The sequence below is a fragment of the Mesorhizobium sp. M0207 genome, assembly GCF_040321995.1.
Classification (GTDB): Bacteria; Pseudomonadota; Alphaproteobacteria; order Rhizobiales; family Rhizobiaceae; genus Mesorhizobium.
The window spans coordinates 121240-144857 of the sequence record NZ_JAMYSQ010000005.1 but is presented as its reverse complement, the minus strand read 5'-3'; the positions used below and the strand labels follow the sequence as shown (position 1 = coordinate 144857).

23 protein-coding genes are annotated in these 23618 nt (G+C 60.4%); 12 read left to right on the top strand and 11 right to left on the bottom strand.

All coding sequences use genetic code 11. The features are described from left to right. Positions 1-121 precede the first annotated feature (121 nt). The 7 genes from NKJ15_RS10565 to NKJ15_RS10535 all read right to left on the bottom strand — a co-directional run bounded on the left by NKJ15_RS10565 (position 122) and on the right by NKJ15_RS10535 (position 5116). Positions 122-655, bottom strand: a complete 534-nt coding sequence (locus tag NKJ15_RS10565) for a hypothetical protein (protein ID WP_352815162.1) — start codon at positions 653-655, stop codon at positions 122-124. A 205-nt stretch (positions 656-860) separates the two neighbouring features. Continuing rightward, positions 861-2036 carry a hypothetical protein gene (locus NKJ15_RS10560; RefSeq protein WP_352815160.1) on the bottom strand — a complete coding sequence of 392 codons (1176 nt, stop codon included), beginning with the start codon at positions 2034-2036 and terminating at the stop codon, positions 861-863. Positions 2037-2059: 23 nt separating this feature from the next. After that, a complete protein-coding gene (locus tag NKJ15_RS10555) occupies positions 2060-2440 on the bottom strand; it encodes a hypothetical protein (RefSeq protein WP_352815158.1) in 381 nt (126 codons plus the stop codon). Between the two features lie 436 nt (positions 2441-2876). Then, positions 2877-3224 (bottom strand): DUF6074 family protein, encoded by a 348-nt coding sequence (locus tag NKJ15_RS10550; protein WP_352815157.1) that lies wholly within the window; start codon positions 3222-3224, stop codon positions 2877-2879. After that, positions 3221-4273 (bottom strand): hypothetical protein, encoded by a 1053-nt coding sequence (locus NKJ15_RS10545; RefSeq protein WP_352815156.1) that lies wholly within the window; start codon positions 4271-4273, stop codon positions 3221-3223. The genes NKJ15_RS10550 and NKJ15_RS10545 overlap by 4 nt, the downstream gene beginning before the upstream one ends. A 271-nt stretch (positions 4274-4544) precedes the next feature. Further along, positions 4545-4928 (bottom strand): hypothetical protein, encoded by a 384-nt coding sequence (locus NKJ15_RS10540; protein ID WP_352815155.1) that lies wholly within the window; start codon positions 4926-4928, stop codon positions 4545-4547. Beyond that, positions 4928-5116, bottom strand: coding sequence for a DNA-binding protein (locus NKJ15_RS10535; RefSeq protein ID WP_352815153.1), 189 nt, complete (start codon positions 5114-5116; stop codon positions 4928-4930). Before NKJ15_RS10535 ends, NKJ15_RS10540 begins: the two co-directional genes overlap by 1 nt. 127 nt (positions 5117-5243) lie before the next feature. Here NKJ15_RS10535 and NKJ15_RS10530 point away from each other — a divergent pair, with 127 nt between their 5' ends. Together NKJ15_RS10530 and NKJ15_RS10525 are read left to right on the top strand one after the other, a co-directional pair. After that, positions 5244-5912, top strand: coding sequence for a hypothetical protein (locus NKJ15_RS10530; RefSeq protein WP_352815151.1), 669 nt, complete (start codon positions 5244-5246; stop codon positions 5910-5912). Next, positions 5912-7144 (top strand): tyrosine-type recombinase/integrase, encoded by a 1233-nt coding sequence (locus NKJ15_RS10525; protein WP_352815149.1) that lies wholly within the window; start codon positions 5912-5914, stop codon positions 7142-7144. Before NKJ15_RS10530 ends, NKJ15_RS10525 begins: the two co-directional genes overlap by 1 nt. A 61-nt stretch (positions 7145-7205) precedes the next feature. Here NKJ15_RS10525 and NKJ15_RS10520 read toward each other — a convergent pair whose 3' ends face one another. Together NKJ15_RS10520 and NKJ15_RS10515 are read right to left on the bottom strand one after the other, a co-directional pair. Beyond that, positions 7206-8834, bottom strand: coding sequence for a recombinase family protein (locus tag NKJ15_RS10520; RefSeq protein ID WP_352815147.1), 1629 nt, complete (start codon positions 8832-8834; stop codon positions 7206-7208). Then, positions 8785-9033 carry a hypothetical protein gene (locus tag NKJ15_RS10515; RefSeq protein WP_352815145.1) on the bottom strand — a complete coding sequence of 83 codons (249 nt, stop codon included), beginning with the start codon at positions 9031-9033 and terminating at the stop codon, positions 8785-8787. The genes NKJ15_RS10520 and NKJ15_RS10515 overlap by 50 nt, the downstream gene beginning before the upstream one ends. A 421-nt stretch (positions 9034-9454) precedes the next feature. Here NKJ15_RS10515 and NKJ15_RS10510 point away from each other — a divergent pair, with 421 nt between their 5' ends. Beyond that, the gene (locus NKJ15_RS10510; protein ID WP_023705958.1) at positions 9455-9922 is read left to right on the top strand and encodes a Ros/MucR family transcriptional regulator; all 468 of its coding nucleotides are present in this window, start codon (positions 9455-9457) and stop codon (positions 9920-9922) included. 132 nt (positions 9923-10054) lie between these two features. On the opposite strand, the gene NKJ15_RS10505 is transcribed toward NKJ15_RS10510, so the two are convergent. Then, on the bottom strand, positions 10055-10972 hold the full coding sequence (locus NKJ15_RS10505) for a LysR family transcriptional regulator (RefSeq protein WP_352815143.1): 918 nt from the start codon (positions 10970-10972) through the stop codon (positions 10055-10057). A 271-nt stretch (positions 10973-11243) separates the two neighbouring features. On the opposite strand from NKJ15_RS10505, the gene NKJ15_RS10500 reads away from it, so the two are divergent. The 4 genes from NKJ15_RS10500 to NKJ15_RS10485 all read left to right on the top strand — a co-directional run bounded on the left by NKJ15_RS10500 (position 11244) and on the right by NKJ15_RS10485 (position 14891). Next, entirely contained in the window at positions 11244-11903 is a 660-nt protein-coding gene (locus NKJ15_RS10500; RefSeq protein WP_352815141.1) for an ABC transporter permease, read from the top strand. 11 nt (positions 11904-11914) lie between these two features. After that, the gene (locus NKJ15_RS10495) at positions 11915-12664 is read left to right on the top strand and encodes an ABC transporter permease (protein WP_502906889.1); all 750 of its coding nucleotides are present in this window, start codon (positions 11915-11917) and stop codon (positions 12662-12664) included. 51 nt (positions 12665-12715) lie between these two features. Further along, complete coding sequence (locus NKJ15_RS10490) at positions 12716-13564, top strand: transporter substrate-binding domain-containing protein (RefSeq protein WP_023705962.1); 849 nt, start codon at positions 12716-12718, stop codon at positions 13562-13564. A 73-nt stretch (positions 13565-13637) separates the two neighbouring features. Then, positions 13638-14891 carry a CapA family protein gene (locus tag NKJ15_RS10485; RefSeq protein WP_352815139.1) on the top strand — a complete coding sequence of 418 codons (1254 nt, stop codon included), beginning with the start codon at positions 13638-13640 and terminating at the stop codon, positions 14889-14891. A 16-nt stretch (positions 14892-14907) separates the two neighbouring features. On the opposite strand, the gene NKJ15_RS10480 is transcribed toward NKJ15_RS10485, so the two are convergent. After that, the gene (locus NKJ15_RS10480) at positions 14908-15417 is read right to left on the bottom strand and encodes a helix-turn-helix domain-containing protein (RefSeq protein ID WP_352815137.1); all 510 of its coding nucleotides are present in this window, start codon (positions 15415-15417) and stop codon (positions 14908-14910) included. A 166-nt stretch (positions 15418-15583) separates the two neighbouring features. Here NKJ15_RS10480 and NKJ15_RS10475 point away from each other — a divergent pair, with 166 nt between their 5' ends. From NKJ15_RS10475 to NKJ15_RS10455, 5 genes are all read left to right on the top strand, one after another. Beyond that, positions 15584-15820 carry a helix-turn-helix domain-containing protein gene (locus tag NKJ15_RS10475; protein WP_112099334.1) on the top strand — a complete coding sequence of 79 codons (237 nt, stop codon included), beginning with the start codon at positions 15584-15586 and terminating at the stop codon, positions 15818-15820. Between the two features lie 278 nt (positions 15821-16098). Continuing rightward, entirely contained in the window at positions 16099-16344 is a 246-nt protein-coding gene (locus NKJ15_RS10470; protein ID WP_352815278.1) for a transcriptional regulator, read from the top strand. 415 nt (positions 16345-16759) lie between these two features. Beyond that, positions 16760-19267, top strand: coding sequence for an ABC-three component system protein (locus NKJ15_RS10465; RefSeq protein ID WP_352815135.1), 2508 nt, complete (start codon positions 16760-16762; stop codon positions 19265-19267). Beyond that, the gene (locus NKJ15_RS10460) at positions 19264-19959 is read left to right on the top strand and encodes an ABC-three component system middle component 1 (protein ID WP_352815133.1); all 696 of its coding nucleotides are present in this window, start codon (positions 19264-19266) and stop codon (positions 19957-19959) included. The genes NKJ15_RS10465 and NKJ15_RS10460 overlap by 4 nt, the downstream gene beginning before the upstream one ends. After that, the gene (locus NKJ15_RS10455; protein WP_352815131.1) at positions 19956-23090 is read left to right on the top strand and encodes an AAA family ATPase; all 3135 of its coding nucleotides are present in this window, start codon (positions 19956-19958) and stop codon (positions 23088-23090) included. Before NKJ15_RS10460 ends, NKJ15_RS10455 begins: the two co-directional genes overlap by 4 nt. Positions 23091-23618 lie beyond the last annotated feature (528 nt).

Sequence of the window (23618 nt, the reverse complement as noted above, 5' to 3'; positions counted from 1 at the left end):
GACCAGCGCGCGCCGCTGTCCCCGCTTTCCACATCGAATTGCGATCGACGGCGGAGCGCTGGTTCTGCTTCGAAGCCACGCGGAGCGAAAGCTTGCGCTGATCTGCTCGGACGGATTGTGCTCAAAAAAGCGAATTAAGCAGCCAACCAACGAACGCAACTCCGCCGAGAAATAGGCCCTTCAGTGCGGCGTCGGTGGCATTGTTGAATAGCTGGCTGTTTGCAGCCATGACTGTTCGATTCTGAACGATTAGGTCGTCATAGTGCTCGCATTGCTCCGCAAGTGACGCCTCCCAAGGTTTTTTGATCGAAATGTCGTCCTCCCAGTTTCCAGGTTGACTGCCCGAAAACCCGAAATCGACAGATCGACCTGAATGAACAGCCGACCACGAAGCGCCGATAAGTACCGCTGCGACTGTAGATGCCACTATTGCGAGAGGAGCGTTTGGCGGCTCCGCGCTGGCGAGACCGTAAGCCCCACTGATTAGAACCACTGCAGCCGCCGAAGCTAATCCGGCAAAGGTGTACGCCCGCTGATCCGCTGCGATCGCGGATAACATCTGTGCATCGAGATGAGCTTCAGCTTGACGCAGGATTTCCTTTAGGCTGTCCTCTTGGGCTGTTTGCAGTTTTTGCGAGAGGGGATTGTTATTCATGCATACACACCATCAAATCTATTCACAGCCAAGGAAAACAGATACCGGCAAGAAAAGCGATGGGTCTTCGTCCGGTAGCCGACAGGGCAACTTCGAGGGAGCCAAAGTTCACAAGCCGGAGCCTCGCCCCCAACCTCGGCCAACACCGAACCCCGAAAAAAAGGGAAAATAACGGGTGGCGCGGCCGAAGCCGCGCCACTCGCCTTCACTCCGCCGCGGCCAGGTCCTCGCCGGGATCCTCTACCAGGCCGAGCACGTCGCCAAGGTCGAAACAATCCGCCAGGCCGAGGCCGGATTCTGGGATCGACATGCTGTTTTTTCTGTATTGCTTCTCGGCATCGAAGGCGTCCTGCCCTTCTGGCGTGTCCGTGCGCAGCGCGACATCCTGGTCGACGGCCACATCAGCGACGAGCGACGGCACGAGGTGCACCCACCGTCGCTGGCAAATGTGATGACGACCGCTTGCGTTCTCGACGAAGGCAAAGTCGCGTGTGGCGAAAACCTCGACGTCCGCCGCAATGTCAGGCTCGGGGGCTGCCGCCGGCGCGGGGTCGGAGTCGACCGCGGTAGGCTGGCCCGCGCGCTTGGCAGCAGCCCGGGCGCGAAGCCGGTCCGACAACAGCACTGTCGCAGGATCCCGAATGGCCGCCGGCGGCGTTCCGTCAGATCTCATTTCCGGGATCTGGCGATCGAGCCCGAACATCCGGGCGAGAACCTGGTCGCGACCGAATACCGAGCTCCGGTGTTCGAAGAGGTCGGGCGCGGCGGCGAAGAGGTTCTCGGCAACGATCGCCCGGAGCAGCTCAGCCGGGATGAAATGGTCATGGTGCCGAAGCGGATGATGCTGCTCGCGTGACCATGATCGGGCCTCGACGACGTTCAACCCCTCGGGCACCCTCGCCATGAAGGCAGCGCATGCCTTGCCGAAGATAGCAGCGGCCTTGGCGAGCTCGGGAGCGACTTCCTTGTCGACGAAGTCCGCGAGCGCCTCGTCGGCCCGGGCTGCCTCGTCACGCGTGTCCTGGTCGCGCGTGGCGGCCAGTGCGGTGCGAAGGTCGACCAACTGCTGATCCCCCTCGGCGATGCTCTCGACTATCGCCTCGAGGTGGTCGCGGGCAATCGCGACCGAGTGGCGGAGCTCCGCGGGCGGGTCGAGTGACGGATTATCGCGCACAAATGCGCGCATCGCGGTCTTGTGCTCCTCGAGCGCCTTGTCGACGAGGAATTGTTTTTTCGTCAGCTCGAGACGGGCGGCTTCGAATTGCGCGATCTGTGCCTCGACTTTCGAGATCGGGCTCGATTTGGAAAATGGATTCTTCACGATAGCTACTCCAACGGGGTTGAGGGGCCGTGCGGCGCCGGCCCGAAGGCCGGCCGCCATTTCGTGGGCATCGGATTTCAGGCCTACCGGCCGGCCGCGCCGACAGCGCGCTTCCAGCCAGCGTCAGCCTTGCCGTCGGCAGCATCATCGCCGATGTGACGATTGACGTTGGCGACGGCCCGGTGCCATCCCTCCGCGGCTGGCGCGCCGCCGATCGGTTCAGGCGTCCCGATGCCGACGCCGGCCTTCGGTTCATTCTTCCGCCAGGCGGCCGCTGAAGGCTTCGCCGCGGCCGCAACGGCAGAATCAATTTCGGCCGCCGCGACATCGAGCATTGTAACTGCCTGCTCGGCGGTGAATTCGGATTCGATCGCGAGGATGTCGGCGAGCTTCGGCATCTTCTTGGCCGACGCGCATCCCAAGATCGCACGGATTCGAGCGCGCTCTTCCTGTTCGATGGTCATTTCATTTCTCCGGCGCCGCTGTTTTGGGAGGTTCGGGCGCGGGCTGGCGCATGGGCCGGCGCTCGATCTGAAGTTCGTCTGTCGGAACGATCGGCGTCCTCGAGCGTCTTAGCGGCCCAGCTCATTGAAAGGCCGTAGCATTGGCCCCATTCGTCGGCCCGGCGAGCGGTTCGCTGCGCTCGGCGCGTCAGCTTGCCAACTCGGATCCTCGAAATGGCGCCGGCATGAGCGAGCTTCCCAAGGCGCTGACCGACGCGACGATGATGGAGGCCAGTGTCGTCTGCGAGTTGCGTCACGCGGGCCGTGCAGAGCCGCAGATCGGGATGCCAGAACCGCACAAGGCACTCAGCCACCTCGACCGTGCGGGCTTCGCCCGGAAAGGCGATACGAACCGCCTGGAGCCAATTTGCGGGGCTGAGGTCTGCGGGTTGGATGCTCACGCTGCACCGTCCCGACCGTTCGGCGTGTCACCAAAGCGGTGGAAATCGATTGCGAATTGAACTGCGGATCTGAACGACCGAATTTCCCGCAGGATCACCTCCTCCGACAGATTGGCCGCTGCGAGCTGATCCCGAAGCGCCTGGACCGCCGCGTACCAGAAGTCGTCGCGGATCTTGCCTTCTCGGGATTCCAGGCCTTCTGCGATCCTCAAAACAGTCACCGTTCGGCGCGCCAAAGGAAATGGCATCACCACCTGGCCGACGGTCTGCTTCCGCCTCCGCCTCGTCACTCGCGTCATCGGGAAGGTCATAACGTTCAAGTCTGGAAACAGCCCGAGCGTCATCTCGATACCCTTCTTCTTGCAGTCTCTGACACAGATGATCGTGGTGCTTCGATCGAGGCGGGGAGCCCATGCGACCCCGCCGTCGTTACGAACTCGACCTCACCATTCTTGATTGTGCCGTACGATATCGGTGGGCTGGACGAGGTCGGCGGTGAACCGCCTCCTACCGCCTGCACTATCTCGTCAATAGTTGCGCTTGCCACCGTCGAGTGGACAGGTGCGTCCGGAGACCCGAAGGGATATGTATCCATATCCCTAGTGACCGCCGAACCTGTCCGCGCGCCCTCCGCCGAACCTGTCCGCTCTGCATTGTGTGCGGGGTCCGCCGGACCTGTCCGCTCACGCTTCTTGCGCTCATAATAATAGCTCCGACTGATCCCTTCAGCCTCCCACGGCTTTCCGGTTGATACCTTCGCGAGATACGATTCTCGGTCGTCAGAACCCTCCTGCCGACGCGCCTGCCGCTTGCGCTCGATGTCATCGGCTCGGGCTTTAGCGGCGACCCGGTCCCGCTGCTCTTCGATCGATATGTCGGCGCTGTTCATGGTCCTAATTTCCAAGGCTGATCTTTCCTGCCACGTCAGCCGTACAAGTCTGCCCGCGTCGGCGTCGCTTAGGTTGTATCGCCTTCCCTCGATGCGCATCCGCACGGGCTCGAACACATGGTCAAAGTCTTGCATCAGGTGCGGCGCGAAGCGCGCGCACCAACCCGCCAGCACAGATTTGAGGTCCGAAGGCCGCTTCAACGCGTTGGCCGCATGAGCCACGATCAGGATGAAAGGATCGGCATCGATCTCCTCTGGAATGAGTTTTCCAAACCGCATCTGAACGACCTGTTCGATCTCCCTCATGCGAAGGAGCGCTTTGTCCCAGAATCCCCCCTCCGATCGCTGCTCGGCGATGACGCACTTCCCGGCAATGATCTTGCGTCCGGACCGTCTTGCCTTGCGCGACGAAGAGGAATATTTTCCGCCGGCTGATGTTTTCTGATCTGCCGCCGCGTCTGGTTCGCACCCAGACCGGCGGTTTTCTTTAGGCTCATCGCTCATGATGTCAGATCCCCGCATTGACACCGGAAGCGCGCACGCCCGAGCTTAGCGACGGGAACGCGGACGGTTGCGCGGTGGCCGCAGCCGCACGCGACCAGGCGGCTAACTGTGGCGCCTGGCGCCGCCATCGCGGCGTCGATCTCGGATCGCAGCTCGCTCTTGGGGATCCGGCGCTTCGGCGCTCCGAATGGGAGAAGAGCGCCGTCGACGGGCTCGGCGCCCTGGCGCGCGACGCGCGAGCGGTCGCGCTGGCGATCCCAGTTGCGGCCAGTCATCGAGGCGCTCCCAACATGGCGCTTGCGCGATCGACGGCTGCCACCGTTTGAGATGGAGAAAGGCCGAAGCGCGCGCTCACAGCCGTGGCGGTGGTATCCGGATCAAATGCCAACCAAACCGACGCAACAGCGACCAGCAGATCGGCGATCTGGACTTCAAAACTCTCTCCCTCGCCTCGTGGTCGGAAGGCTGCGATCATCTCGCGGACGCGCTCGATCGAGAGTTCGCTCGCCTCGATGCCGGCCCTGACGATCGCAAGATCGGTCGCACCAGGTTCAAGGCGACGTAGCTCGTCGAAGAAGCTGTGCGGGGTCGTCCAATCGTAGGCTCTCGCGAGCAGATAGCCGACGAGCCGATTGTGCCGGGCGGCGTCGGTCATCAGGCGGCGTCCTCGAGGAAGAACCTGATCAGCTTGTTCCGATCCGCGACCCATCGGCCGCCTACCTTTTTCGCCGGCAGTTTGCCAGCATCCAAAAGGTGAAACGCTTGGCGGGGTGTCCGACCAATTACCTCGGCAATCGCTTCGGCCCCCCAAACAAGGTCAATAACGCCGTGCTCTTCGGCCATCTGCATCTCCTATGTTCGCAACTTATGGAAAAGAGCGTAACACGAAGGACGGGCTTGCGGTAAGCGCAAACCACTGGTAAAACTCCCATATAACGGACTTTTCAAAAATATCGTAACGGAGGCGTCCGTGATCCCGATCCGGTTGAACTGGCAAAAGCCCCGAGATGGTGTCGAAATCATCTTGGACGAGAGCGGCGAGGCGATGGCTACAGAGCATCCGAACCTCGATTATCGCGACGTTCGAGCCCGCTCGGAAAGAATGGATCCGGTCAACTATCATGTGCCGGACCTGGAGAATCCGGTGGCGTTGCACTTTATCAACTGCCGGGGCGATGACGATCTCGTCGCCTTTCTCAATCGCTTCGGACTGCCGGAAAGACTTACGCCCACGGCCAATCTTGATCGGGTTTTCATGTCCGTTCTGGTGGAGTTAAAGGAGGATCTCGAAGAGGTGTTTCGCCTAAATTCACATTCGAAGACCGTGAGCAGAACCCAGCGCGCCAATGAACTTTTAAGTCGCGTCAGCCTTCGCCCCACGTTCGACTTCTCTGAGTCGGGAGGCGGCGATCGCCTTGTTTTAGAGCCGTCTTCACTCGGCAATCTCATGGCCATGGAGGCTGCGTTCGCATTTCAGATGGGGGCAATCCTGTCGCACTGTGCACGCTGCTCGAAGGCGTACCTGACCGGCCCATTGACGGGCAGACGCTCGCATTCTGTCTACTGCTCCGACCGCTGTCGCGTGGCTGCCATGCGCGCGCGCAACGTGAAAAAAGTTCCGGACCAGGAGACGAATTGATGTCCATTCGTAAGCGCAACTGGACGAATAGCAAAGGCGAGGAAAAGACCGCGTGGGTCGTTGATTACGTCGACGGCAAGGGCGTTCGCCGGCTGAAGACCTTCGCCAAGAAGAAGGATGCCGACAACTTCGCCGCCACGGCCAAGGTGGAGGTCAGAGAGGGTTCGCACGTCGCAGATGGCGCGAGTGTCACCGTGAAGGCGGCGGGAGCGTTCTGGATTGCCACTGGGGAAAATGAGGGGCTCGAGCGTTCATCGATCGACCAGCGGAAACGCCACCTGAAGCTGCACATTGAGCCGTTCATCGGAACAACATTGCTTTCCCATCTCACGGTGCCGGCCGTGCGCGAGTTCGCGGACAAGCTGCGGAACGAAGGCCGGTCACAGGCAATGGCCCGGAAGGTTGTCGGCTCGCTTGGGGCGCTTTGCTCGGATGCGCAGGAGCGCGGCCTTGCAACGCGCAATCCTGTTAGGGATCTCCGCGGCGGTCGTCGCAGAGGCAAGGAGCGCCAAGCGGACAAGCGTCAGAAAGGCAAGCTCAAGGTCGGCATCGACATACCGACGCGCGAGGAGATCAAGGGCATTCTTGCCGCAGCGACGGGACGCTGGCGCCCGCTTCTCGTCACCGCGGTCTTTACCGGCATGCGATCATCGGAACTACGCGGCCTACGCTGGCAAGACGTGGATTTCGACCGAGCGCAGATCAGCGTCCACCAGCGCGCCGACGACTATGGAAAGATCGGCCGGCCGAAGTCCGAGGCGGGAGAGAGAACGATCCCTGTGCCGCCGGCGGTAGTCAATGCATTGAGGGAGTGGAAGCTCGCCTGCCCCCGGCGCGCTTCAGAGGATAGCGACGGCAATCCGGTCAAGGAACTTCACTACGTGTTCCCGACCGGAAGCGGCAACATCGAAAGTCGATCGAACATTACCAAGCGAGGTTTCTTGCCCACGCAGGTAGCGGCCGGCGTGACGGTCTCGAGCGACGAGAAGGACGACGATGGCAAAATCGTCATGGTAGCCAAGTACGGCGGCATGCACGCACTTCGCCACTTCTATGCCTCATGGTCGATTAACCGGCCGCAGGACGGCGGCTTAGGTCTCCCGGCAAAAGTGATCCAAGAACGCCTCGGACATAGCTCGATCGTGATGACAATGGACGTGTATGGTCACCTGTTCCCGCGTGAGGATGATGCTGAAGAAATGGCCGCTGCCGAACGGTCCCTAATAGGATAGGCGCGACATAGACGCGACAAACGCCCGATTTCATTAACGAAATCAAAGCCAGGTTCAAGCATCATAATCCTGGGGTCGGGGGTTCAAGTCCCTCTCCCGCTACCACCATACCCCCCGACGCTCTGACGCCGTTGGGGAAGGCTTTCTCCCCCAGGAGCGCCATTAGACGTCCGGCGATTTCCACTTCGACTCCGCCGAGCCTTGATGGATCGCGAAACACGGTCACGGTTTCGATCAAGTCCCGCATCGCCTCTGCGGATTCGGAATCGCCGGCCATAAGGCCTTTTGTAAGTCCGGCCTGCAGTTGATTCAATTGTTGTTCGTAGCGTGCCAACACTGCAGGATGCAGTGCGATCACGGTGGCCGCCGCGGGCACCTGATCCAGTTCCGTCACAACCGCTTTCCGCTCTTCATTCAGCGTTGTTGATTGCGGTCCCAAGACTGCTGGATCGCCATGGCCCTTGGCGATGGCGGTGACTAGGCGGTCGATCTCGCGCGACAGTTCTCCGAGCCGTCGCTCCAGGCGAGCACGCCGTGCATCGGTATCGGCTGCAAGGCGCCTTCGTTCCTCTTGATAGGTCTGGACGTAATGGGCAATTACGTCAGGATGGCGCAACTCGGCGGCGAGGCCGGTCAGGACCGCAGTTTCGACGGTATCCAGATAGAACGTCTTGGGATCAGAGCAAATTCCGCTTTCCGTGGCGGCGGAACAGCGGATGCGAACACGCTTGGTCTTGTCGATACCCTTTGATGACATACCAGCACCACAAGCACCGCACTTAAGGAGTCCCGTTAGCAAGTGCTGCGGTCGGCGCTGATGGCTTGGATGAGTGATTGCCCGCGCCTTCTTCCTTGCTTGTGCCGCATCGAACAACGCAGCCGAAACAATGGCAAGATCGGGAACTTCGACTGTTTGCCACTCGCCCCTGGAATTTGGACGCGAGACACGCTTGCCAGTATCAGGATCTTTGACCATTCGGACCCTGTTCCAGATCAAGCGACCGGCATACAGTTCATTTTGAAGCAGCCCCGTACCTCTTTGCACATTGCCATTGATAGTTGAGGCGTTCCAGGTTCGGCCGCGAGGCGGCGGCACGCCATCTTTGTTGAGTTTGTGGGCGATATCGCGTGGCGTCTGACCCTCGACATATTCGCCAAAGATGCGACGCACGATCCGCGCTTCCTCTTCTACGATTATGCGCTTCCCAGGATCGCCCAACACGTAAGCGTAACCATAGGTCAATCCGCCGGCGTGAAGGCCATTTTTGATGCGCCCTGCTTGGCCTCGGCGGACTTTGTGAGCAACGTCCTCGCGGTATAGTTGGCCGACAAGGCCACGAAGCCCGACCAAGACCGTATTGACCACACCCTCGTGAACCGCACGGATTTCGATGCCAAGAAATGAAAGGCGCTTGTGAATGCCTGCAAGGTCTTCCATGTCGCGAGAGAGCCGATCAAGCGCCTCCACGACGAGAACATCAAATTCGTGCTCACGAGCTTTGTCCATGAGCTGCAGCAGACCATCACGCCCCAAGACCGAACCGCCGGAGCGGGCTCGATCGTCAAACGTTGCGACAACGTTCAAACCCTCACGCTCTGCGTACGTCCGGCATAGTGCGAGTTGATCGTCTATCGATCGCTCATTCTGAAGGTCGGTTGAGAAGCGTGCGTAGATCGCGGCTCGATTCATGATGTGTTTTCTCGGCCTGTTGACGCTCGTGATCCTCGCGGGCGGCTTGGCGCGCGAGAGCGCTTGCAAGACGAAGAATCGCCCTATCAGGCGGCAGATGCAAGGCCTGATTGTGGATTTTCACCACCATCGCGGGTAGTGCCCGGTACGGGTCGAGAATGGCGATGGACTTGAAAAATACGCGGACAGCTTTCCGCAAGATGCGTGGACTCCTTTGAGCCAATCGAGGCCGCGATCTTTCTCCATACCTAGCAAGATGTATCCAGTCGCGAGATGACGGAAGCACTTAAAGCGGTCCGTCGCAGAAACGGACAGCGTGGCGTGCTATTCGGAAACCTGCCCGTCTGACCTGTTGCTTTCGTTGAACATTCAGAAGAGAAAAGAGCGTTCAATCATGCACGGCCGGGCCGCCAGCATCCGCCCTCCTGCCCAATTGCGCTCGCACCTTCATCGCTGGGCGGTGCCGCGCTCGAACTGGTTCATGCAGAGTTTCATGACCCATGCCCCGCCGCGTTGCTCTTTGTAACTTCTTGTCTTGTGCACCCTGTGGGCTTTGCTGTAGCGAAGCTGCTGACGTAGATCGGGGCTACGCAATTGGAGAGCAAATGAAGGTTGGCCAAATGCCTGACGATCTTATCAAGTCCGATGCGGAATTGCTCGAGATGACCGCCGACATCGTTTCCGCTTATGTCAGCAATAACCCGGTTCCAGTTACGGAACTCGCTCGCGTAATTTCCGATACCTATGGAGCGATCAGCAAGCTGCAGGGAGCACCCGCACCCAAAGCGGAAGAGAAGCCTACACCCGCTGTCCCGATCAAGAAATCGGTGACGCCCGATTTCATCATCTGCCTGGAAGACGGCAGGAAGTTCAAATCGCTCAAACGGCACTTAGGCACTCACTACGATCTGTCACCGGATGCCTACCGTGCGAAATGGAGCCTGCCCTCCGACTATCCGATGGTTGCGCCGAATTATGCCGCGGTGCGATCGGCGATGGCGAAGGCGATCGGCCTGGGACGGAAGGCCGCGCCTGAGCCTAAGGCGGCGCCAACGAAGCGCCGCAAGATCGGCATCAAGACAACCTGACAGCGGGGCTATTTTGCGCAAAAACCCGCATTCTGTTGAATGGGCGCGGGCCGATTGCTTTCCGTCAGAAAGAACCCCTGCCCCTTGTTCAAGGGCAGCGGCTGCCGAGGACACCCATCCCTCAAGGGATAATCACCCTCTCGCAGACGGCATCTGGGAAAACGCTGCGATGATCGCCTCGAGTGACACGTTCAGTGCATTCGAAAAGGTCCTGCCCTTCTGCCAAATCGCAACGTAGTGATAGAGGGCGGATGGTTCCACTGGCTTTATTCCCAGGTGAAACGCCGCGTATTCACGCGCGATGATCTCGTTGGTGATTGAAATGCCCAGGCCAGCCGAAACGTATCCGGCTTCGTGACCGTTGCAATCGAATTCCACCAGTATGTCTGGCTCAACGCCGGCGAAGCGCAAGGCATTGAAGTTCATTTGGTGGGCGGCGAACTGCGGATCGATATCGACGATCGTTTCGCCTGCCAGGTCGTGAGTCTCGATACAGGTCTGTTGTGAAAAGCGATGGTCGGGATGGAAGATGCATACGTTGCGAGCTGACCCAAGCGGCGCCCAATCAAACAGACTTGGGTCCAGCGGCAGTCGCGAGATTCCGAGATCCGCGCGTCCGGCCAGGATGTGCTCGCCGATCTGCTCGTAGCTACCCGAAATCGACCGCACATTCGAAGCGGTCTGTGAGCGGATAATCGCCACGACCTTGGGCAAGGTCACGAAACCGAAAACAGAAGGCGCGGCAATCGCGATCCGCTGCTTTTCCTCGTTCTTCATAGCGAAGATCGACGCTTCCAGACGATCCAGCGACGTCAGGGCAAGTTCTACGTTCCGCAGGAGTTCCCATGCTTCCTGCAAGGGAACGATGCGGTTGGCTGACCTCTTGAACAGTGTGATGCCGAGCGTGGTCTCGAGTTGCTTCACATGCTGGCTGACGGCCGGCTGGCTTATCCCGAGCGCTGCCGCCGCCCGCCGTGTCGAACCGGCCCGCAACACTTCCCGGAAGACCTTCAGCTGACGGAGCTTGAGGTCGCTCTGCAACAACTCCATTCCCTGCGCACCTTGCCCTGACAACGCTACCCGGGCAGCGGATAACGCCAACCTTGGAGCAACGAACGGCCTCAGTATATAACGGTGCGTTATAGATTAAATAATAAAAATTATAGATTGAGTGTTTAATTTCAGGCGCTAGAATTAGCCAATATCTCAAATTAACTCCAAATTACAAATATAACAATTCGCAACCTTGGGTTATACGGCTTGGTCTTGGTGATAAAGACCGGCGTATCCTGCGGTAAATGCGAGTCGAGGAACGCGCCCCATGGGTGGTTTTACTAGTCAGTTTGTTGTCGCACTCACCGTGACCATAAGCCTGGCCCTTGTCAGCGGCTGCCTTGGTACGGCATTTGGGTTGTTTTTGGCGATTTCGAAGGGCACGGCAAAACCGCGCCTCAACCGCGTCGTGACCGCCTACACGACAGTTGTCCGTGGTGTACCAGAACTTCTCATTATCCTGCTCATCTACTTCGGCGGAACCACGCTCGCCAGCAAGATCGCCGCCCGGTATGTGGAGGTGAACGCATTCACCGCAGGCGTTATCGCGCTCTCGGTCGTTTTCAGCGGTTATGCAACCGAAGTGTTTCGCGGCGCGATTGCGGCGGTGCCAGCGGGTCAAACCGAAGCGGCAAAGTCACTTGGACTGAATGCCTGGCAGCGTTGGATGTTCGTCATCGGACCGCAGATGCTGCGGCTGGCGCTGCCTGCCTATGGCAATCTCTGGATTTCGCTCTTCAAGGATACCGCGCTGGTTTCGATCGTCGGCCTGACCGACATCATGCGCGTTGCGTATGTGGGGGCCGGATCCTTGCGCGCACCGCTGACCTTCTACCTTGCGGCCTCCGCTCTCTATCTCTCGCTGACCACCGTCACGCTGCTGTCGATCCGGCTGGCTGAGCGGCGCTATCCGGCACTCGGGCAGTAGGGGAGCGACCTATGAACCTAGGCTTGATGTTCGACGCAATGGTTGTCCTGCCTTCGGGCGTTGGTCTCACATTGACCCTGACGGTCTTGTCGCTGACGGCCGGATTTATTCTGTCCGTGCCGCTCGCCTTCATGCGCGCATTCGGACGTCCCGGCCTCTCGCTCGCAGTGCTCTCATACACCTATGTGATCCGCGGAACGCCGATGCTTGTTCAGCTGTTTCTGCTCTACTATGGCCTCGCTCAGATCGAGGCGGTGCGAGCCAGCATCTTCTGGGCGATCCTGCGGGACCCTTTCTGGTGCGCCCTGCTTACATTCTCACTGAACAGCGCGGCACACACCACCGAGATCCTGTGCCGCGGTCTCCAGTCCGTGCCTAAGGGTGTCACAGAGGCGGCCACGTCTCTCGGCTTGAAACGCTTCCAGATCGCTCGCCTGGTCACCTTCCCGATCGCTTTCAGGATATCGCTTCCGGCCTACGGCAACGAGATCGTTGGGATGATCAAGGGTTCGTCCCTGGCGAGCACCGTGACGCTGCTCGAGATCACCGGGATGGCGAGACAGATGGTGTCGACCACGTTCGCGCCGTACGAAATCTTCATCGTCGCCGGAGCGATCTATCTGTCGCTCACTTCCATCGCCGTAAAAGCGATCCAGCTTCTGGAGCGATGGCTTTCGACCGACGGGCATCCTGTGCGTCGACGAAAGGCGCGATTGCGCCCCGCCCTACCTGACCCAGAGATCACGACGCCCCTGCCCTGACCTGCGGGTTTTTGGCGGCCCTTTCCATCTTAACCAACGAAGAGGTGCATCATGCGCATACCCCTAGCTATTGCTGTTTCTATCGCATCCTTGATGTCGGCATTCCCGGCCAGCGCGCAAAGCGAGCGCGTCATAACGATCGCCTCCGAAGGTGCTTCGCCGCCCTGGGACAGCACCGACGCGAACGGTCAACTTTACGGTTACGATATCGATGTTGGACAGGAGCTGTGTCGTCGCATCGAGATCAAATGTACCTTTGTCCCACAGGATTGGGACGGGATCATCCCGGCACTCCTTGTCGGCAAGTTCGACGTGATCATGTCTGGCATGGCGATCACGGAAAAACGCAAGCAGAAGATCGCGTTCTCGGTTCCCTACGCCACCGGCTTCAACCAGTTCGTGGTGCGCAAGGACCTGGGTCTCGACGCCGGCGACACCAAGGAAAAGGTCAACCTTTCGACCATCGGGGACAAGGAAAAGGCAACCATCGAGCGCCTCAGATCGACACTCGCCGGCAAGGCGATCGGGGCCTTGCGCTCGTCGAATTCGGAAGCCGTCGTGAAGGAAATGCTGGGCGATGTCGTGACCATTCGCAGTTATGACAGCCAGGACAACATGAAGCTCGATCTTGCCGCGGGTCGCATCGACGGCGGCCTCGCCGACTATTTCACCTGGCGGGATTTTCTGGAGACGCCTTCCGGCGCGGATGTGGTGTTTTTCGGCCCTGAGCTGAAGGGCGGGCTCTGGGGGCCGGGCGTCGGCGCCGGCTTGCGCAAGGACGATACGGAGTTGCTCGCCAAGTTCAACGCCGCCATCGACGCGGCCACGAAGGATGGGACGATCAAGGCGCTGAGCCTGAAATGGTTCAAAAGCGATATCTCGCCAGCCATCTCGCAATAGAGGCAACCGACTTCGACATTGACGAGGTGCCGGCCGGAACGCCAGCGCCCTCCCCTCCTTCAAGGCGAGCTCCATGAAAGACCAGTTCTGCGCGGTCGTTACCGGCCAATCCCTGATCAAGCACGACATCCGTGACGTCAAAGACGAACGCTTCATCGCGGTTACGGACTTCCTGCGCCAGGGCGACGTCGTCTTCACCAACTTCGAGTCGACGATCCTCGGCAAGCACGGCGGGTGGCCGACCAAGGGCAAATACTTCGGATATTCCAGGGCTGAAGTGCTCGACGCATTGCAGGCGATCGGTTTCAACGCGCTTGCGCTGGCAAACAACCACGCCTTCGATCTCGGACCTGGCGGCATCCTCTCGACGCTGGAGGAGGTGGAAGCGCGCCGTTTCCTGCATGCCGGCATCGGGGCCGACGAGACGGAAGCGAGGAAACCGGGCCGCCACCGGCTGGGCGCGCGCGAGGTCGCGCTTCTTGCGCTGGATGCAGGGCCCGGCCCGGCCAACATGTATGCCGAAGACCGTACGGCCTTCCGGCCGGCTCGGCCCGGCGTCAATCGTCTGAACACCGCTCGCAAGATAGGGGTGCCTGACGGGCATTTCGGTAGACTGGCAAGGCTGGGCGCTCATTTGCAAAGCTCCCCCTTTGAACTGGCCAACTATGCGCAACCGGAGGATCCGGTAGTGGTGTCGGCCGACAAGGAGATCAATTTCTACGGCACCGTGTTCACGCAAGCCGCCGACTTCGGCCGTTTAATCGAAGTCGATCAGTTGAGCGCGAGTGTCCATCTGTCCGCCATCCGGCAAGCGGCGGCACAAGGCGATTTCGTCATTGCCTATCTGCACCACCATCATTGGGAACCAGGTTGGCAGGACGTGCCGCGCTGGGTGCAGACCTTTGCCAGGATGTGCATCGACGCCGGTGCAAACCTCTTCGTCAGCCACGGCGCTCCGGTGCTCCAGGCCGTGGAAATCTACAATGGCTCCCCGATCTTCTACGGCCTCGGAAATTTCCTCTTCCACGTCCATCCTGACGAAACCGAATGGAATCCACCGGAAGTCTGGCAAAGCATCGTCGCCGCGTGCCGCTATGATGCGAGCGGAAACCTCGCAGAAATAGATCTCCTGCCCGTCGTGATCGGCGCGGAGGCCCAGTCTCTCGGATCAGCAACAGGCAGACTGGTGCCGGTCGCCGTGACGGGAGGCGCGGCGCGAGACATCCTCGAGGGATTCGCGACCCGCTCGCGGGCGTTCGGCGTCGAAATCGAAGTGTCCTCGGCTTCCGGCCGCATCGCCGTGCCCGCTGCCCGAAAATTCGGCTGACGGCCCCGACCGGACGTCAGACGGTCTTGCATTCGGCCGGCGCGGATTCGCCGGCCGTCTCGCTACCCGCCTTTGTGTCTCGCAGGGCCAGTTCTTCTCCCAACGCTGCGATCAGGGACGAGACACGACCGCGCACACGCGGCGAAAGATTCACTAGCCCCTCAATCAGGCGCCGACCCTCCGCGCTGGCGATGAAATCCAGGCGCTCGTCGACCGGGAGGGGCCGCGCCTCGACGCGGGCCTCATCGTTTCCCGGCAGTCCTTCAAAGAAGCGGCCGACAGGAACGCCGAGCGACGTGGCGATCTCGTAGAGCATCGACGCGCTCACCCGATTCCGCGCGTTCTCGTATTTCTGGAGCTGCTGGAAACTGATGCCGATGGATCGAGCAAGCTGGGCTTGCGAGATGTCCGACTGGACGCGAACGGTCGCAATCTGCCTGCCGACATGCTGATCGGCTGGATGAGGATCACTGCCGGTCCTTGGCTTCGGCCCGATCCTAAGGAGGACGGAGCGTTGCGTTTTCAACAAGGCCTTTCGATGCTCCACTCGTCAGCCGGATAGAGTATGTCGCGTCCGCTCCGGGCTCTTCGCACCACTATCGTATGCAGATCGAATCGCCATTTAATATACCTTATAGGGTCAAAATAACCCTATAGGTGGCAAAGAAAATCTGCCTGCCGATTGTGGACTCATGGTCAGTCCACGACAGATTCGGGCCGCACGAGCCTTGCTTGGTTGGTCGCAGCAGGAGCTTGCTGACAAGGCAATTGTGTCGCTGAATGCGCTGGCCCGGTTGGAAAACGGCAAGGTGGATTCCCGGATCAGCACGTTGCAGGCCATTGAGGCGGCTCTGACAAAAGCGGGTGTTGAATTCTTGTCCGCTGGCCAAAAGGGTGAAGGTGTTCGGCTCTTAGATCCTCTGGTTTGAATGTCCAGTTCGCGGAAAGACAGGTTCTCGCAGCTGCTCCCGCCACAGCTACCCTTCGGCCGGTGACGAGAGGCAAAGTCGTGGTATGGTCGGAATCAGCCATGATCCGAGTTTCCTGAAGCTTGGTTGTGGTCAGGCTGGGATGACCCCCAACGCACGTCCCGCAGCCGAGCCCAAATGTGAGCCCCTGCTCCTACGAAACTTTGGCAGCAGAAAAACTTAAGTGAGCGATTTTCTATCACATGAGCCATAAGTGATCAACCTTGAAATTGGATGATATGAAAGAAATTATCGGCGCCCAGATCAGAGGAGCGCGAGGGTTGATACGGTGGAGCGCCGAAGATTTGGCCGATGCCGCGAGCGTGGGAGTAGCCACAGTGAGGCGCGCAGAAGCTGCGGATGGCGTCCCTCCGATCACAATAGCAAATCGGAACGCAATCCGTGGTGCCCTGGAAAGGGCGGGCGTCGAGTTCATTTCGGAAAACGGCGGCGGCGCTGGCGTGCGCTTGGCCAAGCGGCAATAGCGAACAACGCCCAGCTTCGAGCAATCGTCCAAATCTGATCGCCGACGTCCCGCTTGCTTTGAACAAGGTGGGGCGATCCGTACAGGTGACATTGTACGACCGAAAAGGGGCCGCGAAGAGACTGGCAGGTTCCGGGGAGTCGACTTGAAAGAGCCGCCATCCCGACCACGGTCGCGCGGGCGTCGAAACAGAGACCGAGACAGTAGTACGAAAGCATAGGACCGCAGTCGACTTGGCAAGAGCCAATAAAGCCTTGCGTCATTTCGCCTGCCTCTCCATAACGTTATCCGCCGACTGTAAGCGACAACATGGTCGGAAATGGGGGGGAGTCGAATGGCAACGATGCGTGCGATATGCCACGCCAAAACTAGGCTGTCGGAACAGCACACGCGCAGCACCGAAAGTGGCCGGTCCATTGGCTGATGCGTTGCTTCCGCAGGATATTCTCGATGGCGCGGCTGTCCGCGACCGGCCGAACCTGTTCGTCATCGGGAGCTTCGATCGGCGTATCACCTTTTATTCGCAGCAGGTCCGGGGGCTTTCTCTGGTTCATGCGCTGAAGGATTTAGGTTACGTCAATGCGAATCCGCGGATCGCCGTGGTCGGCGGCGGTGCAGCAGGCGTCGCTGCAGCGGCAGCTGCCGCGCTTGTTACCGAATCGCAGATCGTGCTGTTCGAAAAGGGCGGGGAGCTGCTCCCCCTCCAGTCGACCACCGATCGCCGACGGCTCGATCCGCATATCTACGATTGGCCGGCGCATGACACGACGGATCCCATTGCAGACTTGCCAATACTGGACTGGGAGTCCGGATCGTGCCGTTCGGTACGTGACGACGTTCTTGTTGGCTTCAATGACATCGTGGTTAGGCTCGCGCCAAGGTTGCAGTCTCGTGTGCGCCATCAGGTCACGGCGCTCAACGTCGTACCGGATGGTTACCAGATCGAGTTCACCGATCTGGATAGCCCCCTCCCCTCGCCAGGGAACGAGCATCGCGAGCAATTTCACATTGTCTTGCTTGCTGTCGGCTTCGGGGTCGAGCCAATCGAGCCAGTTCCAACTATACAGAGTGCCAGCTACTGGACCGATGCCGGCGTGCCGGTTGCCGAGTTCGCGGGCCGACCGACTCCGCGCTTCTTCATCAGCGGAGCGGGCGACGGTGGGCTGATCGACTTCGTTGCCGCCGGCGCGCGCGATTTCGATCATGCCGGCATGATCCAGCTGGTTTCGAGCCATCCGGGGATCACTGCGCTGAAGCCCGCCCTTGCCGCAATCGATGTCCGGGCACGTGCGCGGGACGCTGCCGGCGCCCGTTTTGATTTCTTGGCAGCTTATAATGCAGAACTGCTGCAGCCGCTTAGCGACATTGGCCTAGTTGCTTCCGTCGCGCAGCAGCTGCGGCCTGGGGTCAGGCTGACGCTGCAGACACAGCACGCCGAACTGTTTGAAGTGTCAACCGCAACGCTCAATCGGCTCGCCGCCTATCTCACCATCAAGGCGATTGAGGGCGACCCGCAACGCACCTTTCGGCACCTGCAATGCGACGCCGTTGCGCGAATCGCTCCGCCTGACCCGGCACCTGAAGTCGCAGATTTCTGGCTCGATTGTGCCGGCGAGAGGGTCGCAGCGGATGCTGTCATCGTTCGCCGAGGCCCGCGTCGAGATGTCGTCCGTGCTCCGTTCGCTGCTCATTTGGTAAGCCACGAAGCAATCCATAAGGAGTGGTTGACGCGTCATGGCGAGGCAACACTCGTACCGAAGCTGTCGAGCGCTGCGCGGACCTTGTTCAGAGAGGCTGCGCGCAAGGCGGACATCCCGCTCGCTCCGAGACTTCAGCGGCTGGCTGCGCATCAGCTGCCGATCTCAGTGCAATTGTTGCGCGAGGCAGGCAATATCCGGTGGTCGGGCGCGATACCGGCTGAGCAGCTCCTGCGCTCGTGGAGCGAGCGTCAGCCTTTCGAGATCATCCTTCCCGACGGCCCTGAATATCTTGGATCGGTGGCGGGCGCGGTTCTGCGCGTTGCCTGCCATAGTAACAATTGCCGGTTGCATGCGGCACCAGCGCAGTGGAGTCAGCATGTCCGGGCGCTCAGTCTGGAGTCACAGCACGCAGAGGGTATGGCGATGCCGGCCATCGTGGCCGGCAACCCCGGCGGTGCGGCTCAGAATCCGATCATGCTTCCACCAGATATTCTCGCGCGCAGGATTCACCGCTCGCTCGATAGCTGGTTGCTGGAGCGTCTTGATGCGCATCTCCAACCCTTTTTTGCCAGCAATACCGACCCTGGTCGACCTATTAACCTCAAGATCGCCACCGATTTACGGGCCGTCATGGCGACTACATGGGCGACTTGGCACGCTTCGTTCACTGACGAGCCGGTGCTCCTCGGCCATTTCCTTCGCTTGATGATCTGCGCGGTCGACGATGACGATAATCGCGACGCCGCGCAGATTCTGGTCGGTCCCAACAAATGGGCGGTTATCCTGCGCGGCACTGCCGTCGCCCTCGCCATTGCCGCCGCCTGGGAGGCCACATCGCCGAAGGGTATCAGGCCCGGCAATCTTGTTCGGCTGCGCAATGGCGACAGCGCATGGGCCGGACACGGCTGCGCAGCCGATATGATCAATGGCGATGAGATGTCATTGTGCGCCGCGTCTTTCATGTGGCAGACTCAATTCGTTATTCTTGTCGTCAAAAGTGCCATCGAGGTCAGCCGCATCGCCGAACGCCCGTTTGCGCGGGTCGACACCGACCAGCCGGGGCTCAGCGAAACGGCAGGCTCTGGTCCGGTGATCATGTCAGTAAGCCGCGATTTCGTTGACGCAGTGGCAGTAGGTTTGGTCGAGCTGCGCGCGTTGCTGGCTGCCGTGGAAGCACGGCATTTCGAAGCGCTGGAAAAGACGATCGTGAAAGGCGCAGCATGACGGAAAGTTCGACTCTGTCACCCGGACTGGCGAATTTCGCCGAGCGGCTTCGCGCAGCGGCGCTGGCGCTCAAGCTGAACGTTGAGGATCGGCCGGAATTGGCGCGTTCGATCTTCAACGGTGGGTCGACGAAGTCGACCACGCTCAGTCCGACCGATCTGCCGGCGGAGAGTCATGCCATTCGGATCAATCGTTTCAATATCGTGCTTGGCATTCTTCCTGACGTTCCTGCGATGGAAGCGGTGCTCGAGACGCTACGGCGATGCCGAAATCAATGTGTTGTCGCGCGCTCTTTCCTGGGGGCGAACGAGACGCTCGACCTGCAGCTGATGCTGCTGGGACCACGAGCAAGCGAGCGGCAGGATGCCTGGCGGGCTATGGCTTTGATGGTCGAACGCGACGACCGTGTCGCCCGCAAGCTCGCCTGGTTGCGGCCGGAGGATCCCAAGCGGGACGAAGAGAGCTTTGCCGAATTTCTCAAGCGCACCTTTCTCGCCCGACCATGGGTACATGCCGAGGGCCAGTTCGAAGATGCGGCGCTCGACGAGCTGAGCGGGACCGGCGCAACGGCGCCGGGCTTGCCGCGGACGACCGCCGACGAGTGGGAGCGCATTGCGCTCGATGGGAAGAAATCGCCGGACGACATCGTTACGGCACTGGTCAGGGCCTGGGAGCGGAGGGGACAGGCATGAGCGAGATTTTCCTATCCCGCGTCGCAATCCATGATTTCCGAACCTTTGGAAACTTCGAGATCGACATTCCGGCGGCACCAGGCCTGGTTCTACTCACGGGAACCAACGGCCTCGGCAAGAGCAGCTTCTTCGATGCGATCGAATGGGGCCTGACCAACAAGATCCTCCGTTTTGAACCTTATCTGCAGAAGGGCCGAAAGAAATTAGTCGAGAAGGATTATCTCACCCGGCGCGGAGCCGAGCCCGGATCGCACCGCGTGGGGCTGACCTTTTCGGAAGGTGACCTCATCAAGCGCAGTGCGACGGGCGGTACCGCAACGGCGGACATCGTCGCGCAACTCGCGCGTCCCGATCGCCGCATTATCAATGATCTGGGCACTTATCTCGCCCTCACCCATTTCCTCGGGCAAGCGGCGCAGCAGCGGTTCACTAGCCGAGATCCCCAGGATCAGTGGCAAGCGCTCAAGGGACCGAGCGGCATCGATCGGCTCGAGCGCATCCGCGCGGGCCTACGTGGGCGGCCGACCATCACAGCGTTCACCCGTCGGCTAGATAAAGAGCAAGGCACGGTAGCCGAACTCGAGCGCGAAATCGTGGACTGGCAGGGACGGACGACTCGCCTGAACAGGTTACGCGCGGCGACGCGCGCGACCGGTGTGCTCAGCGCAGTCGAGATTGCTGCGGGAATCGACCAGCTCGAAGCTGACCTTCGGCAGATTGTCGCCGATCAGCCGCTGGACGTCACAACCGCCGATGTCGGACAGCGTCTTTCAGCGCTCGGCGATCGTATCGGAGACACGCTGCGATCATTGGGCGACCGGAAAGCGGTGCTGGAGACCTTATCGACATTTCCAGCGCGATTTGCGATCAGCCAAGCCGAAGCGCGCCTCGACCATCCCAGCCTCGTACGGCTGCGAAGCGCAGTGAGCGACGCGCAGGCACGACTCGATCACGCATCCCGACTCGTTGCCACAACCAGCGATGCCGTCACGGCCCAGAATGCCGCGATAGCCACAATCAAACAGAATATCGCCCTACTCGATGCGGCGCGGACCGATCTGGCGCGCCGTACGCAACTCGCAGAGCTGCGAGCGAAAGAAGCGCAGGATCGTAAGGCGCTTGCCGAGGCGATCGCCACCCATCGCAGGACGATCGCCGACGCCGATACAGTGATAGACCAATATAGCGACACCGCAGCTGAAGTCGCGCGTCTGAGAAGCCTTGCCGACTCGGCGCGCGCGCTCAACGAAGCCATGGCCGAGTGCGCCGATCTTGAGACGGAGTCTCGGGCCGCCGACACCGCGCTTGCCCAGGGGCGCGAGGCAGCGTCCAGCGCCGCTGCCTCTCTCACTGCGCTCGAGCAGCAGTTGGCCCATCTCAACGACCGGATATTCGGCGCTGAGCGCGAACGTGCCGAGGCCGACCGGCACGCAACTGCGATCAGCGCCGCCCTGTCACAGATCGCCAGCCATGTTCATGAGGACGATACCGACTGCCCGGTGTGTCGAACGCAGTTCGAGCCGGGAGTCCTTAAGGCACTAGCGGAGGCCGCAGCATCGGGGAGCGATCATCGCCTCACTCAGGCCGACGATGCGCTCGAGAATTTGCGGAGCGAACGTCCCGCACTCAGCGATCAGATCCGTCGCCTTCGAACCGAGGTGGCAGCTGTCGAGGGGCTCGAGCGGGCGGCAGCCGTAGCCGCAGACGCTGTGACGAATGCGCGCTCCGCCATCGCCCGGACACTTGAAACGTCTCCAGATGGCGATCTCGCCCCTCTTGCCGCGACGCGGATGCGCGACGCGGATGCCGCGCTCGCGGCGGCGGAGGTAGCGCTAGAACCGCTAGCGGCGAGTGCCGCTGGGGCGAGCGAACAACGAACTTCGAAAGCCGTCGATCTCGATGAGCTGATCGCGCGTGACAGCCAATTCGGAGCCCGACTGACGCATTTTGAGGGCGAAGACAAGGCGTGTGCAGATCGGATCGCGGCGCGCAATCTGTCAAACGTAACGATTGGCGAGCTTGGGATCAGGCTGACGACGGAACGCGAGCGAGGCGAAACCGCAAAGGCACAACTCGCCACACTTTCCGAAGCGGCGAACGCTGCGGTCGCGGAAGTTCAGCGGGAGCGAGCCGCATTGGATGCCGCTCAACGCGAGCTTGCGGCAGGCGAGCTGGTCCGCGGAACCGCCGAGCAGGCGGCGCGGCAGATGCAGCAGCGTTGGACCCGAGCTGGCCTCAATAACAGCCCGGGCCAAGCCGAATATGATCGCGGTATTGCGGCGATCGAGGCCGTGCTGGCCGGACTGCGTTCGCTCGACGAACGGCGGCTTGTGCTAGCCCGTGACAATGAAGATGCGCTGCTTCAGAACGAGATCGACGAGATCGTTGCGTCAATGCAGTCAGCGGGTGGGGATAACGGCGTGCGCGAACCGGCGGCATATCTTGGTGCACTTAAGACAAAGCTCGAGACTGCCCGCGCGGCGGTGAAGCTCACCACAGCCACACGAAGCGCAGTGAAGCGCTATTCGGAGAGTTTGCAGGCACAGGCGGACGATTTTTCCGCGCGCGTACTCGATCCACTCAACGAGGTTATCGACGACTTCAACGAGGCGATGCTGAGCACGCCCGGGGAGAGTATTCAGTTCAAGGCCGACACGCGGGTCGATGCGACAAGCTTCGGTATGGCACTGCGCTACCGAGAAAAGGTGGAGAATGCGATCGAGACAAAGAAGGATCTGCCGCCCCAGGTCGTGCTGAGCGAAGGCCAACTTGCGGCCAACGGCTTCAGCATCCTATGTGCGGCGAGCACCGCTTACCCCTGGTCGCGCTGGCGGGCACTGCTGCTTGACGATCCACTTCAGCATAATGACATCATTCACACTGCCGCCTTTGTCGACGTGATGCGCAACATGGTTGAGTTAAACGGCTATCAGCTGATCATGTCGAGCCACGATCGAGGCGAGAGCGATTTCATCGCGCGCAAGTTCGATGCGGCCGGCCTCCCCTGCTCGACCGTGCTTCTGACAGCCCCATCGGATAAGGGCGTCGTCTGGGTCCCGCCCGAACATAATCAAGCAGCGGGGAGGGTCATGCGGCGGAACATGCAGGCATCGAGCGCCAACAGCGCCTGACGCTTCGTTGACGGCGGCGCTGGCCAGCTAAAAGTCGGATAAGCACCATCGGCCCTGGATGGGGATCGATGCTCTAGCTCTGTGAATGTCTTTCTCGATCCGAGTCGGGGATGTCGAGCGGTGGCCAGTTGTCGCGTGTGCGACATGAGCAGACATTGCGGGTGATCAGGACGAGTGCATCCGAGGTCGAGCCCTAAGAATATTTGTTTCCAAGCGTTCTAGAACGAAAGTGCGAAGTGGTCATTGGCTGAAGATCAAGATGAATGCCTGCAATGGGGCCGGAAGCGGACAAGCGGCTTCGGAAACATGGCTACGAAAAGTCGCCATGTTTGTATTTCAGCCTGAGCGAAGTTGCGACAACAGGAGCCCAGTGTGAACGGCTAATGTCACAACGACTGGCGTTCCCGCCAGCTTCGGGGTCCGAGCGGGACCGGCATGAACGTGTGCCTTCTATGGCGCGTGCGACACGAAAGGCAACTTTGCGCCTCAACCCAACGGTGCTGTGTGTACGCGGGAAGTCAGCGTGTT